At 41.8% G+C, this 12,854-nt stretch carries 12 protein-coding genes; 9 read left to right on the top strand and 3 right to left on the bottom strand.

What is annotated here, in order from left to right:
- Window positions 1-412 precede the first annotated feature (412 nt).
- On the top strand, window positions 413-2,071 hold the full coding sequence (locus ACP69U_RS11090) for a glucosamine inositolphosphorylceramide transferase family protein (protein WP_426138563.1): 1,659 nt from the start codon (window positions 413-415) through the stop codon (window positions 2,069-2,071).
- A 103-nt stretch (window positions 2,072-2,174) separates the two neighbouring features.
- Here the strand turns inward: ACP69U_RS11090 and yaaA are convergent, their stop codons facing one another.
- Window positions 2,175-2,975, bottom strand: coding sequence for a peroxide stress protein YaaA (yaaA, locus tag ACP69U_RS11085; protein ID WP_426138562.1), 801 nt, complete (start codon window positions 2,973-2,975; stop codon window positions 2,175-2,177).
- Between the two features lie 483 nt (window positions 2,976-3,458).
- Between yaaA and ACP69U_RS11080 the strand changes: the two genes are divergently transcribed.
- From ACP69U_RS11080 to ACP69U_RS11055, 6 genes are all read left to right on the top strand, one after another.
- Complete coding sequence (locus ACP69U_RS11080) at window positions 3,459-4,625, top strand: NAD(P) transhydrogenase subunit alpha (protein WP_426138560.1); 1,167 nt, start codon at window positions 3,459-3,461, stop codon at window positions 4,623-4,625.
- Window positions 4,626-4,740: 115 nt separating this feature from the next.
- Window positions 4,741-5,088, top strand: coding sequence for a proton-translocating transhydrogenase family protein (locus tag ACP69U_RS11075; RefSeq protein ID WP_372861861.1), 348 nt, complete (start codon window positions 4,741-4,743; stop codon window positions 5,086-5,088).
- The gene (locus ACP69U_RS11070) at window positions 5,085-6,485 is read left to right on the top strand and encodes an NAD(P)(+) transhydrogenase (Re/Si-specific) subunit beta (protein ID WP_426138559.1); all 1,401 of its coding nucleotides are present in this window, start codon (window positions 5,085-5,087) and stop codon (window positions 6,483-6,485) included. The genes ACP69U_RS11075 and ACP69U_RS11070 overlap by 4 nt, the downstream gene beginning before the upstream one ends.
- A gap of 179 nt (window positions 6,486-6,664) precedes the next feature.
- Complete coding sequence (locus ACP69U_RS11065; RefSeq protein WP_426138558.1) at window positions 6,665-7,228, top strand: acyl-CoA thioesterase; 564 nt, start codon at window positions 6,665-6,667, stop codon at window positions 7,226-7,228.
- Between the two features lie 130 nt (window positions 7,229-7,358).
- Window positions 7,359-7,568 carry a Fe-S cluster assembly protein IscX gene (iscX, locus tag ACP69U_RS11060; RefSeq protein WP_021812734.1) on the top strand — a complete coding sequence of 70 codons (210 nt, stop codon included), beginning with the start codon at window positions 7,359-7,361 and terminating at the stop codon, window positions 7,566-7,568.
- A gap of 74 nt (window positions 7,569-7,642) precedes the next feature.
- Window positions 7,643-8,143 (top strand): GyrI-like domain-containing protein, encoded by a 501-nt coding sequence (locus ACP69U_RS11055; protein ID WP_426138557.1) that lies wholly within the window; start codon window positions 7,643-7,645, stop codon window positions 8,141-8,143.
- Window positions 8,144-8,233: 90 nt separating this feature from the next.
- Here the strand turns inward: ACP69U_RS11055 and dapE are convergent, their stop codons facing one another.
- Both dapE and ACP69U_RS11045 read right to left on the bottom strand, forming a co-directional pair.
- Window positions 8,234-9,448, bottom strand: coding sequence for a succinyl-diaminopimelate desuccinylase (gene dapE, locus ACP69U_RS11050; RefSeq protein WP_426138556.1), 1,215 nt, complete (start codon window positions 9,446-9,448; stop codon window positions 8,234-8,236).
- A 98-nt stretch (window positions 9,449-9,546) separates the two neighbouring features.
- Window positions 9,547-10,302, bottom strand: a complete 756-nt coding sequence (locus tag ACP69U_RS11045; protein ID WP_426138555.1) for a 2OG-Fe(II) oxygenase — start codon at window positions 10,300-10,302, stop codon at window positions 9,547-9,549.
- Between the two features lie 129 nt (window positions 10,303-10,431).
- Between ACP69U_RS11045 and ACP69U_RS11040 the strand changes: the two genes are divergently transcribed.
- The gene (locus ACP69U_RS11040; protein ID WP_045446718.1) at window positions 10,432-11,307 is read left to right on the top strand and encodes a 23S rRNA (adenine(2030)-N(6))-methyltransferase RlmJ; all 876 of its coding nucleotides are present in this window, start codon (window positions 10,432-10,434) and stop codon (window positions 11,305-11,307) included.
- A gap of 42 nt (window positions 11,308-11,349) precedes the next feature.
- A complete protein-coding gene (pssA, locus tag ACP69U_RS11035; protein WP_227676082.1) occupies window positions 11,350-12,252 on the top strand; it encodes a CDP-diacylglycerol--serine O-phosphatidyltransferase in 903 nt (300 codons plus the stop codon).
- The last annotated feature ends 602 nt before the right edge of the window (window positions 12,253-12,854 follow it).

The following is a 12,854-nucleotide window of genomic DNA, read 5'->3' as shown; positions in this document are numbered from 1 at the left end:
AAGTTTATTTGATCATTAGAAGCTCTGTTATCGGAAGATAGCAGGGCTTTTTTTTGCCTAATTTTTATAGCGCTACTCATTGATATATGAGGTATTCATAGTTTTATATGCATTCATTCGATAGTGTTGGATAAGTGTTTTATGCTTGGAAAGGTTGCCAATTGACAGACATAGTGAGGGCGTTGCAGTTTCCCAGACTCAGTGGTGACACTCTACCTACTATTTACTCATAGTCTTTGATACATCCCAAAGATTTCAACAAGTACAATGCCAATTAGATCGACAAAATCGACCTGACATTATCAAAAGCATTGAATATATAAAGTTTTTTTATATATGTTATTATTTAAATGTAATTAATAAATATAATCAATGGACTGATACTTTATCAAAGGACAATTGAGCACGTGTTATGGCTGCCCAGCCACAAACTCTTGTGCAATTCAAGGTGATGATGATGAAAAAAATTAGGCTTGGGATTCTCATCGAAGAGGAAACATTGGCATGGTATAAGTTCAAACCATTAAAATCTCTCGTCGATGAAGGCAAGGTTGAGGTTTGTATTGCTGTCCAACGGGATAAAAAACAAGCGTCTCACATGTCTCGTCTATCCAAAGTTATTCCTTCCATTAATCAAAAGTTATTTTCTTTTCTTTCTCGAAATAAGAGTAATACCAAGCGTTATTCTATTCATGACTTGGTGGCTAATGGTGAGATGCCCATCGTAATATCAGTCGCAAATCAGGATAAGATTTATGATGAGATTGAGGATTCAGTAATTGAGAAACTTGAAGCCGCCAATCTAGATTATCTGATCAAATTTGGCTTTCGAACCTTAGCAGGGAGAATTCTGAGTGTTTCAAAAAAAGGAATTCTCTTATTTCGTTACGGCGATGAAACCAAACAAAGACGCGGATCAGCATTGTATTGGCAGTTTGCCGAACAATGGGAGAATAGCGTAGTCACGCTACATCTGTTAAATGAGCATCTTAATGGTGATAAAGTCGTTGGGAGAGGTTACGGCTCTTTATTTTACTGGGACTATAATTTAACCGAGCATAAATTAAATGGTGTCACAGCATCTATATTGTATTGGTATTTCCATAAAAATAAAATTGGAGTTAAAAATGGAAATTTGACGAATTTAATGCTTGACGATGCAATTTATGAAGAACCCCAGCAACTGACTGCCTTACGGCATTTGATGAGTTTTTTTAAAAACTATACGATAAAGACTTTCTATAAGAGTCTTTATCACAATAACTGGAGTATTTTGATTGGTTCTATTGATCAGTCGATGCAAACATACACTGAGCTATTGCCTGAAAAAGGATGTTTTTGGGCTGACCCTTTTTATATTGAGCGAGATTCAAGGCGTTATATATTTTTTGAGAGCTTAAACTACAAAGAAGGTATCGGCCGTATAGAGTGGGTGGAACTGGATGAGCACCATCAAGTTATCAATTCTGGACCAGTCGATTTAGGTATTAGCTCTCATTTAAGCTTTCCTAATGTATTCGAGCATGAGAACGCTGTATATATGATTCCAGAAGCCGCCAAGACCAATTGTATCAACCTATTAAAAGCGACGGATTTTCCGCAGAAGTGGAAAAAAGTTCATGAGTTGGTGTCTGGGGTTCAGGCAGCAGATAGTGCCGTTATTGAGCACAATGGCTTATGGTATCTTTTTACCACGCATGGTTCAATTTCAGTCCTTACGATGGATTTAGAATTGCATATTTATACGTCTGATAAGTTGGAGTCAGATAACTGGAGCATTCATCCCTCGGCGCCTTTAAAAATTGATGTGCGTGGATCACGATTAGCAGGTGCATTATTTAAGAGAGATGGTCAGCTGTTCCGTACGGCTCAAGATGGCACTATTAGGTATGGACGTAGAGTGGCTTTGTATCTGGTAGAAGAGTTGACACCGACATCTTACAAAGAAACCTTTGTGCGTTATATCGAACCCAATTGGGAAAACGAGATCGATCGTCTTCATACCTACAACGTATATGATCAAACTGTCGTACTTGATGTCTCAAGAGATAAGTTGCGCTTTACCGTATAATCATTGAGAGGTTTTACGGCAACTAGTGATAATATTTTTTCGAAAAACCCTGATAGGCTGAGCCGATCGGGGTTTATTTATACAAATTAGATGTTTTTAAAAACTACTGACTGGCTGCATCCCGTCTAAACGTCCACGTTTTATCATCAGAAGCCTCTTCATAGTAATAATATCCCGCCAAATCAAACTGCTTTAGCTGCTCAGCATTGGTTAGCTTATTATCAGCAGCATACTTCACCATCAGTCCGCGTGCTTTTTTGGCATAAAAGCTAATGACTTTATATTGACCATTCTTTTCATCTTCAAATCGTGGCGTGATAACTTCCGCATTCAGCGCTTTCTTCTTGACCACTTTGAAATATTCATTTGACGCCAGATTAATCAAAATATTATCATCACTATCTGCCATACGTGCATTGATAACGGCAGTTACTTCCTCGCCCCAAAACTCATAAAGGTTATCGCCACGTTCATTTTTCAGTTTGGTACCCATCTCTAAACGATAAGGTTGAATTAAATCGAGCGGTTTCAGTACGCCATATAATCCAGACAAGATACCCAGATGCTTATTGACGTAAATGGCGCTGTCTTTATCCATATGATACATATCAAGACCCGTATAAACATCACCGTCGAACAAGTAGCCTGCAGGCTTGGCATTGCCTAAAGTAAATGGCTTATCGTTGCTCCAACGCCACTCTTGATTGCGCTTGGCATTGAGCTGTGCCAAATCATCAGAGATGCCCATCAGTTCTTGTAAGTCAATCGGTTCTTTTGATTTTAAGTTTTTCATCAATGCTTGCGCATGTTCGATGAGCTCTGGTTGACTATAATATTTGTCTAAGTTCACTGGCACCGCATCTTTCTCATTTAAAGATTTGGCAGGGGAAAGTAAAAAATACATCGTCATTCCTTATTATAGTGAGTCAATGGGTATTCTATTTATATATCAAGTTTTCTTATTATACGATATGCAGCATTGTATCTTGACCTACCCGTCGTTATTTCGTGTTGTTTAACGTTATCCTTAAAAATGACAGATATTTGAGTGATATAAGCCGATAGCTTGTCAAGTCTAGCGTTTAATTGAAAAGGAAAAATTTTTAATATAACAATAAAAGTTATGTAGATGGTGTAAACGCCTAACTTTTTATTTTACTTGTGGGTCATCATTAGGCAATGAAAGTTGGCAGATGATGTCTCTATAATAAAAAGGCATGATGGCAAAGTCGCTATCATTTATTAAATTGATAATCTTTGGTCATGATGTTGAACCAACCATGACCAAAGGTTTTTTTGTCCCCTGTGCTTTTTAAATGTGCGTTGAGGGTGTTAAAGGTAGTCGTGAGACGTAAGTATAGTCATTAGACGTGAGTAAGGAGACGGTATGAAAATCGGTGTAATCAGTGCAGATGTCGCGAGCGAGAGCCGTGTAGCGATAACCCCAGACGCAGTCAAAAAATTGCGTAAGCTTGGGTTTGAAGTCGTCATACAGTCAGGTGCAGGTAAAGCGGCATATTATGCTGATGAGTTATATCAGGCTGCAGGTGCCGATATTGCCAGCAGCAGCGCCGAGGTAATCGCACAGTCTCGAATTATTACCACCGTCAATGACTTGCCTGCTGCAGCTATTGAAGGCTTGACGTCAGGTCAGATTGTCATTGGCATGCTTGACCCGTATCGTAATACTCAACTAGATAGCTATGCAGCCAAAGGCGCAACAGTCTTTGCGATGGAGTTATTGCCTCGCACATTGTCACGCGCACAGAATATGGACGTACTGTCATCACAGGCCAACCTTGCAGGTTATAAAGCCGTGCTGCTGGCGGCCAATGAGTATTCGCGTCCATTTCCAATGTTTATGACTTCAGCCGGTACGGTTAAGCCTGCCAAAGTCGTCATCCTCGGTGTGGGTGTGGCAGGTCTGCAAGCGATTGCGACGGCGAAGCGTTTGGGTGCAGTGGTAGAAGCGAGTGATTTACGTCCAACCGCTCGCGAGCAAGTGGAGTCACTCGGTGGTAAGTGGCTGGATGTACCAATGAGTGCAGAGGAGGCTGAGACAGCTAAGTCTACCGGTGGTTATGCGTGGACACCATCAGAGCGATATGTCAAAGATCAAGCGGCAGTGGTTGACAAGGCATTAAGCAATGCTGATATCGTCATCACTACAGCGCAAATTCCTGGTCGTAACGCTCCTCGTTTGGTGCACGGGACGACGCTTGCCAAAATGAAGGCAGGTTCAGTACTGATTGATATGGCAGCTGGTACCGGTGGTAACGTCGAAGGCAGTGTGCCTAACGAAACCATCACTACAAACAACGGCGTACGTATCGTTGGTGCTGCCAATATCCCATCGTTGCTCGCCGCGCAGTCTTCAGATTTGTATGCCAATAATTTGGTTAACTTTATCACGACCTTAATTGCGCCTGCTAGCGATGACGCTTCAGCAAGTGACGCATCAACTAATTTGGCACTTAAATTAGACATGGAAGACGAGATTCAGGGCGCACTGGCAGTGACACATGACAGTCAGGTACGACTAGCCAAACGCTAGTTTTAACGGTTTATCACCATATGCTTTGTCACTATACATTTGCCAGACACGAATAAATTTTTAGGAGGATTAGATGATTGCCACTGTTTTAGCGGCAGCGCCAGCTGGTGCGGCCATGAGTAGCACCCCATTTGTAGCGATTTTTACCGTATTTGTACTCGCTATTTTTGTCGGATATTACGTGGTTTGGGGCGTCACGCCTGCACTACATACACCATTGATGGCCGTCACCAACGCACTATCAAGTATCGTCATCGTTGGTGCCATGCTACAGACCGTCACCATTGATGGTGACGTCTTTACACCGACCAGTATCCTTGGTGCTTTTGCCGTGTTTTTAGCCAGTATCAATATCTTTGGTGGTTTTGCCGTGACTGAGCGTATGCTTGCGATGTTTAAACCGAAAGTAAAAAAAGCACCCGCTCTTGAAACTGGGACGACTGAAACTGGAGGCGACGCATGAATGATTTAACGAACTTCATTGCCACCAATGCTGATTGGTTTTATTTGGTTGGCGCCATTCTTTTCGTATTAACGTTACGTGGTTTATCGAGTCCAAAAACAGCCATTCGTGGTAACCGCTTCGGTATGGCGGCGATGGCTATTGCTGTTATTACCACATTCTTCCTAGCCGAAGGTCCTATTTTATGGATGATTGTCGGCGCTATGGTTTTAGGTGCAGTGGTCGGTATGTGGAAGGCAAAAACGGTCGCGATGACGCAAATGCCAGAAACCGTTGCTTTGATGCACTCGTTTGTCGGTTTGGCAGCAGTAGCGATTGCACTGGCAACCGTATTGCATACTGAACAGCAGCATGGTGCCGTTGCCCGTGTCGAACTATTTATCGGTTGCTTCATCGGTGCGATTACGTTCTCAGCTTCGGTCTTTGCCTTTGGTAAATTGGCAGCGAAGAGCTGGGCGAAAACATTGGTTGGGGGTTGGGTAAAACCCGTCCAAGCATTATTATTCATTGCGATGATTGCTTTCGGTGGCGTGTATTTCGTCACTGACTCATTACCAGCGTTTTATGCGATGGCAGTGATTGCCGTGATATTTGGTTGGATGTGGATTGCCCCAATTGGCGGCGGTGACATGCCAGTGGTGGTCTCACTATTGAACTCGTTTTCTGGTTGGGCGGCGGCAGGAATTGGTTTCACCCTCGGCAATTCGATGTTGATTATCGCAGGGTCGCTCGTCGGTTCATCAGGCGCGATTTTATCTTATATCATGTGTAAAGCCATGAACCGCTCATTACTCAACGTCTTATTTGGCGGTATGGGTACAGGAGCCGTAGCAGCAGGCGCTGATGATGGTGCACCTAAAAACTACAAGGCAGGATCAGCAGAAGATGCTGGCTTCTTGATGGCCAATGCCAGTAGTGTGGTTATTGTTCCGGGTTATGGTATGGCGCAAGGTCGTGCACAGAACGCGGTAAAAGAGCTATATGAATTGCTAAAAGAAGAAGGTGTGAACGTGCGTTTTGCCATTCATCCAGTCGCTGGTCGTATGCCAGGACACATGAACGTCCTATTGGCTGAAGCGGATGTGCCTTACGATGATATTTTAGAGATGGATGAAATCAACTCAGACTTCGCGAGTACAGATGTCGTCTTGGTAATCGGTGCAAATGATGTGGTCAACCCTTCTGCAAAAGATGATCCAACGTCGCCAATCTTTGGGATGCCGATTCTAGAAGTGACTAAAGCTCAAACCGTTATGGTCATCAAGCGCTCGATGAGTACCGGTTACGCAGGGCTTGATAATAGCCTGTTCTATATGGACAAGACGATGATGATCTTTGGTGATGCCAAGAAAATGGTTGAAGAGATGGTTCGTAGTATCAATGGTGCAGGTCATTAATCTCTAAAATTAGTTTTTAAATATAAGCTTTTAAATATCCGCTTTTAAATAAAAAAGTCACTTAGGTGGCTTTTTTGCGTTAAGGTACGCTGCATTTATAGCCAGTCGCTGTTTATATATTATATACAATAATTTATACCCAATAAATTTACACAAAATAAGCGTTAAGAGAGTCATTTATGAATATGTTGATACGTTTTTTTATTATGGTCAGCTTGCTAAAACAACAACTTAAGCAGCAATCAGTAAGCGAGCGCCTTAGTATTGAGCTCTTGATTGCACCGACAGTTCGTCATTATCGAGTGTTGCCGCATGATATGGGCTTTCGGAATCATCTGCCTAATTATCGTTATTTGTCTTTTATCGAGCTAAACATTACTCGCTGGCTGATGGCGTGCTGTCATCAAAAAGGTATTAAACCATTAAATTGGGTTATCGCCATGCAAGAAATGGTTTATCTGAAAGAAATTAAATTTTTAGATAAGATGACGGTAAGTAGCACGCTTGTTGGCTGGGATAAAAAATACGTTTATTTTGAAACGCGCTTTTTTGTAAAAAACCAGCTGATGGGCGTTGGTATGACTAAGTTTGTATTGACCAATAAAAAAGGCAAATGTGCGCCAGAGATATTGGATATGATAGGTGAGCGGTTGAATGAGGTCATTGATTCTTGGAATCAGCATCAAGTGGCGATTAAATCTGCCAAATCTGCTGAAACGAGTAAAACAACAAGTGCGGCATAACGAACTTGTCTATAAACAGCAGGCGAATTTTGGTAGGATAGCGGTTATTAAGTTGCCAATCAAATCACCAGTCAAATTGACTACTGATTTGATGAGGTGTATAAAAATGATTAAAAGTTAAGGAGCTATCATGACCCCGCAAAAATTAAAATGGACAGACAGCTTAGATATCGCTATTGAGCTGTATGAGAAGTTTCCAGAGACCGACCCGCAGTACATCCGTTTTACTGATTTACATCGCTGGGTGACTGAGCTTGAAGGTTTTGATGATGATCCACAAAAATCAAATGAAGGCATCTTGGAAGCGATTCAAATGAATTGGATTGATGAAGCAGATTAGATTTATACCCTGAAGCGCTATTTTTAATACTATCTCAAATAGAAAACTGAATAAATATATAGGACTTACAGATCATGACGTCACAAATTAAAGAGTTACCTGAAGCAATAACTTGTAAAGGTATTAGCGTTCGTACGACCAATAACGCTGAGATTAGCGAAGACACGGCGAAACTGGGTCGTTTATGGCAAAAGTTTTATCAAAATCATGCCAGTGATCTGCCTAAAGGCGAAGACATTTATGGTGTCTATCATAACTATGAGAGCGATGATTTGGTCGGCGCTTTTGATGTGGTTGCCAGTTGGAAAGTAGCCAGCGAGCAAGAGCCATCAGACAGTGAAAATATGTCTAAGGCTGCAAACCTAGTAACAGTATATATTCCTGCAGGAAAGTATTTGGTATTCTCTGAGCAGGGTAGAATGCCATACACGGTGATGAATGCTTGGGAAAAGGCTTGGACCTATTTTAATGATCGCAGCTGTGAGCATACCCGAACTTTTGATGTCGATTTTGAGCATTATATCGGTGGTAATCTAGAGTATGGTCAAGTTGATCTCTATATTGGTATTGAGTAAAATTAGTATTGAATAAATCAGTCAAAATAATAAAAAAGCGCCAAGTCTGCTATCAGACTTGGCGCTTTCTTTGCTTACTTCAACGAATGATTAATTTAGTAGCAGGTTCTCTAAAATCCCTTCATAAATCTGCGCAAGCTTGCCTAAGTCATCGACTTCTACCTTTTCGTCAACCTGATGAATCGTCGCATTTCTTACGCCAAGCTCAACGACTTGTGCACCCGTTGGTGCAATAAAGCGTCCATCAGAAGTACCACCTGATGTAGATAGTGTCGTGTCAGTATCAGTTACCTTTTTGATCGCTTTTTGACAGGCAGAAACCAACTTACCTTCAGGGGTCAAAAACGGCTGACCAGATAATTTCCAATGGATATCGTAGCTGGCCTTGCTATCAGCAAAATGCTTATCAAAGATAGCATGCGTTTTTGCCTTTAGCTCATTTTCAGTGGTTTCCGTTGAAAAGCGAAAGTTAAACACAGCTTCTAGTGTTTCAGGAATGACGTTGGTTGCGCCTGTGCCACTATTGATATTTGATATTTGCAGTGATGTCGCAGGGAAGTAGTCATTGCCATTGTCCCAAGTAGCAGCTGTTAGTTCTGCCAAAGCTGACATGGCGGCATGGATAGGATTACAGGCTAGATGTGGATAAGCCACATGACCTTGTTTACCAGTAACGGTAAGCTCTGCACCCAATGAGCCACGACGACCATTTTTAATGATATCGCCTAGCGTATCGGTACTTGATGGTTCGCCAACCAAGCAATAGGTGATTTTTTCATTGCGGGCTTCTAAGGTCTCAATGACTTTGACCGTGCCATTAATAGACGGGCCTTCTTCATCTGAGGTGATTAAAAAAGCAATCGAACCATTGTGCTCAGGATAATTAGCGACGAAACGCTCGGCAGCGACGGTAAAAGCCGCAATCCCCGTTTTCATGTCAGCCGCACCGCGAGCCCATAGGTAACCATCAGCGATGGTTGGCGTAAATGGCGGATACGTCCAATTTTTTTCATCACCCGTAGGCACGACGTCGGTATGACCAGCAAAACAAATAACTGGATCAGTGGTGCCACGGCGCGCCCATAGATTTTTGACTTCAGCGTGCTCGCCCTTTGCTTGTCTATCACCATAGTACATAAATTCGCAGTCAAACCCAGCTTGTGATAATCGCTCTGACAATATATCTTGACAGCCATCATCATCTGGGGTGACGGAGGGACGTTCAAGTAGCGCAATACTTAAATCTAGCGTTTGCTGCTGATGGCTTTCTTGTTGATGGATGGTTTGTTTATTAAAGTCCGACATGAATAAACCTTTTTATTATAAATTAAAATGATAAATTTTTAAGATTGGCAGCCACGATACAATACAATCAGTCGTTGGTTGTTACTTGCTAATGCGTTTTAAATACTGTCTTCAACAAAAGGCACCAAACCATCACGGCGCATCCACGTAGCGATAGAGTAACGCTGCCGATGGGCAATTTGTACTTGATGTTGTAGGTCACTGTCAAATATCACCAATCTATTGGCGACAGGCATGACGTTATGATGAACGCCATGTTTATCAATGATTTCTAGTGCGCCGCCGTCAGTTGGTTCCCATTCATCATTGAGATAAAACACCGCAGAGATAACGCGTTCATCACGCCCAGCTGGATTGTCACTATGCCATTGATAGCCAAAACCTACCGGATAGCAAGCATAATGCGCTTCACTGTGGCGAATACCGGCAAATAAACTGCGATTAAATAAGGCGGCAAGCGCATTGATACTTTGCAAATAATAAAACCCAGCAAAGAAGTTTTCTGTAATCCAGCGGATGCGATCACCGCGAATATCACTGACACGAATCCCAGCCGTCAGCTCTGCGTCACGATAGTCAATAAAACCACTCTCTGCTTGCAAGGCTAACAGCGCTTTCGTTTCAAAGACCTCATCAATAATGATCCAACCATCATCAACGAATGTATCCAGTTGTGTATCAGTCAGCTTATCTTGCCAACTGATATCGAAATCAGACTGTTGTAATACGCGCTGAGTCAGTGGTTTTTGGCTTGGGTCGTCGCTATGAGGAAATAATAATGGTGGATTATCTTCTCCTATCGGATGATCAATCACCAACTTTGTCACATCAAGATTGCTAATAATCTCTGTCATTTCGTCTCACTATGGTCAGTTAGCTAGCAATACATAGCCAATCAATGCCTTTTTACCAAAACCATCGTTATCTTTTACTCTGCCTATGCTACCATAGATGTAATTTTTCTTATTTAAACTTTTGAGATTATGAACTATAAACACGCCTACCACGCTGGTAACTTTGCTGATGTGGTTAAACACATTTTATTGGTACAACTCCTTAATCAATTGGGGCAAAAAAACAAACCTTTTTATGTGCTTGATGCTTATGGTGGTCGCGGACTGTATTCACTGAGCAGTGAAGAAGCGCGCAAGACAGGTGAGGCCAAAGGTGGTATCCAAGCGTTACTAAATGCCAATACCGACAAGGCACCCGCTGCTGTCAAAGATTATATGGAAGGCATTAAGCAAGCGCGTTTCACTTATGACAATAAAGTCTATCCTGGTTCTCCTTGGTGGGTTGCCCATCATATCGAGAAAAATCCAGATGCGGGCGTGCGCGGTGAAGCTTTTGAAGCCAAAGCTAGCGAATATGATGCGCTAAATTATCAGTTGCACAAGTTACCCATTGGTATACAGCATCGTGATGCCTTTGAAGGTATTACCGCCGTTATTCCGCCAAAAGAAAAGCGTGGTCTGATTTTTCTTGATCCGCCTTATGAGCAAGAGCACAAAGATTTTACCCGCCTTATAAATTTACTCGTTGCTGCTTATAATAAATGGCCACAAGGCACTTATGCGCTTTGGTTCCCTATTAAGAACGTTGAAGCCGTTGAATTGTTTTATAAAAAACTGAAGCGTACTGAAATGCGCCGCCAGTTGGTTTGTGAGCTGAATATTTATCCAAATGATGTGGCGGTTGGTCTTAACGGTACAGGTTTACTGGTAATCAATCCACCTTGGCAATTTGATAATCATGCACGTGAGATATTACGCTTCTTACAGCCTGCATTAAAAGTGGCTGATGCTCCAGACTTAACGCCTGATAGCGCAACCAATGTACGCTGGCTAGTCGGCGAATAACCATGTTAGTGAATAACTATGCCGGCAAATAAGGATATTGAGATGACTAACGTGCAATCACCTAAAGACGAATCAAATCATCCGCTTCTAAATGATGGATTGTTACAAGACAGCGCAGCCGCCCAGCCGCCCTTTGTCGATGAGCATGATTTCAATATTCGCTTAGCGGATAATGAGAGTTATGATGGCTTGACCTTTGAAGTGATTGAAGCAGAAGTTGCTGAAGGGCAGCGAGTAGTCAGTCGCGGTGTCTATTTAGCGCCAAACCTAATTACAACCTTGTCACTGCTATCTGGCTTTTATTCGATTTTAGCCAGTACGCAAGGCGAGTTCTACAAAGCTTCTTTAGCCATCTTTTTGTCCGCTATTCTCGACGGTGCTGATGGGCGAGTGGCGCGTATGCTTAATGCGCAAAGCCCCTTTGGCGAGCAATATGATTCGCTTGCCGATATGCTGGCTTTTGGTGTTGCACCAGCGATCTTAGTTTATAGTTTTGCGCTACAGCCGTTAGGTCGCATTGGCTTGGGCTGTGCGTTTGTCTTTACCGCCTGTGCCGCCTTCCGTCTCGCACGTTTTAACGTTCAGGTCGGTATTGTTGATAAAAAATACTTTGTCGGTTTGGCCAGTCCACTTGCTGCTATATTAGTAACGGCAGCCGTTATGGTCGCTGTTGACCATAATGAATGGGTTGGGCAGTACGATACGGCAGTCATATTCTTATTTGCTGCTTGGGTGGTGATTTGTGGTTTACTGATGGTTAGTAATGTCAAATACTATAGCTTTAAAGAGTTTGATAAAAAGAAAGTACCTTTTGTAGTTCTAATAATTGGTGTGTTGGTTATGAGTATTGTGCTCTATGATATACCTGTTGGTATCTTGGCGATTGGTATTATTTATGCGTTATCGGGTATTGTTACGACGATTAAAGCAAAAGCAAATTTTTAGAATTGATTGTTCGTGTCATATTAAGGAATTTACCGTAGGGTAAGTTCCTTTTTTTATACGCTTTATATATCAAACCGGCTATCAGTGTATTCATCACGATAAGATAAAGAAAGACCAGCTCATTTTTTAGATAATGATCATTGATAACGACTCATTAAAGAAACCTACTGTAATTGAGATGAAATAAGTACTCTTATTTACGAGCTTACCTCAGCCCAGCGCAAATAAACATACACTGCCATTCTGCCAATTTTTAGTCTAATCACCAAGATTATTCAAATTAAGATAAAATAGCCCTTGACTAAAGATTCAAACCCTCTATAATACGCCCTCATCAAGACGAGCTGGCAGTGATTAGTGTGTAGATTACACATGAATAACTCAATTCACTTGAATGAGAAAAACATAAAAAAGCTTGACAATTCAAATCATTATGATAAGATAGTCGGCTCGCTAGATAGCTTGACCCGCAAGGGATTAAAGCTAAACAGCAAGAGAATTACCCTATATATCAGTTACTGGACGACAGTGATTGAGCACTATTTAAAAGCATAACTAAAGAACAACTTGTGTGGATTTTTGCTGATTCAGAATGCTAAAAA

It is taken from the genome of Psychrobacter sp. TWR1-1-1, from assembly GCF_049895865.1.
Classification (GTDB): Bacteria; Pseudomonadota; Gammaproteobacteria; order Pseudomonadales; family Moraxellaceae; genus Psychrobacter; species Psychrobacter immobilis_A.
The sequence above is the reverse complement of the archived record's forward strand: the minus strand, read 5'-3'. Positions and strand labels throughout refer to the sequence as shown.

Excerpts from the sequence above, each read along its gene's own strand:
- ACP69U_RS11055 (WP_426138557.1), top strand. The coding sequence starts at position 7,643 with ATGACGTCACAAATTAAAGAGTTACCTGAAGCAATAACTTGTAAAGGT.
- ACP69U_RS11065 (WP_426138558.1), top strand. The coding sequence starts at position 6,665 with ATGAATATGTTGATACGTTTTTTTATTATGGTCAGCTTGCTAAAACAA.
- pssA (WP_227676082.1), top strand. The coding sequence starts at position 11,350 with ATGACTAACGTGCAATCACCTAAAGACGAATCAAATCATCCGCTTCTA.
- ACP69U_RS11070 (WP_426138559.1), top strand. The coding sequence starts at position 5,085 with ATGAATGATTTAACGAACTTCATTGCCACCAATGCTGATTGGTTTTAT.
- iscX (WP_021812734.1), top strand. The coding sequence starts at position 7,359 with ATGACCCCGCAAAAATTAAAATGGACAGACAGCTTAGATATCGCTATT.
- ACP69U_RS11040 (WP_045446718.1), top strand. The coding sequence starts at position 10,432 with ATGAACTATAAACACGCCTACCACGCTGGTAACTTTGCTGATGTGGTT.
- ACP69U_RS11090 (WP_426138563.1), top strand. The coding sequence starts at position 413 with ATGGCTGCCCAGCCACAAACTCTTGTGCAATTCAAGGTGATGATGATG.
- ACP69U_RS11075 (WP_372861861.1), top strand. The coding sequence starts at position 4,741 with ATGAGTAGCACCCCATTTGTAGCGATTTTTACCGTATTTGTACTCGCT.
- ACP69U_RS11045 (WP_426138555.1), bottom strand. The coding sequence starts at position 10,302 with ATGACAGAGATTATTAGCAATCTTGATGTGACAAAGTTGGTGATTGAT.
- yaaA (WP_426138562.1), bottom strand. The coding sequence starts at position 2,975 with ATGTATTTTTTACTTTCCCCTGCCAAATCTTTAAATGAGAAAGATGCG.
- ACP69U_RS11080 (WP_426138560.1), top strand. The coding sequence starts at position 3,459 with ATGAAAATCGGTGTAATCAGTGCAGATGTCGCGAGCGAGAGCCGTGTA.
- dapE (WP_426138556.1), bottom strand. The coding sequence starts at position 9,448 with ATGTCGGACTTTAATAAACAAACCATCCATCAACAAGAAAGCCATCAG.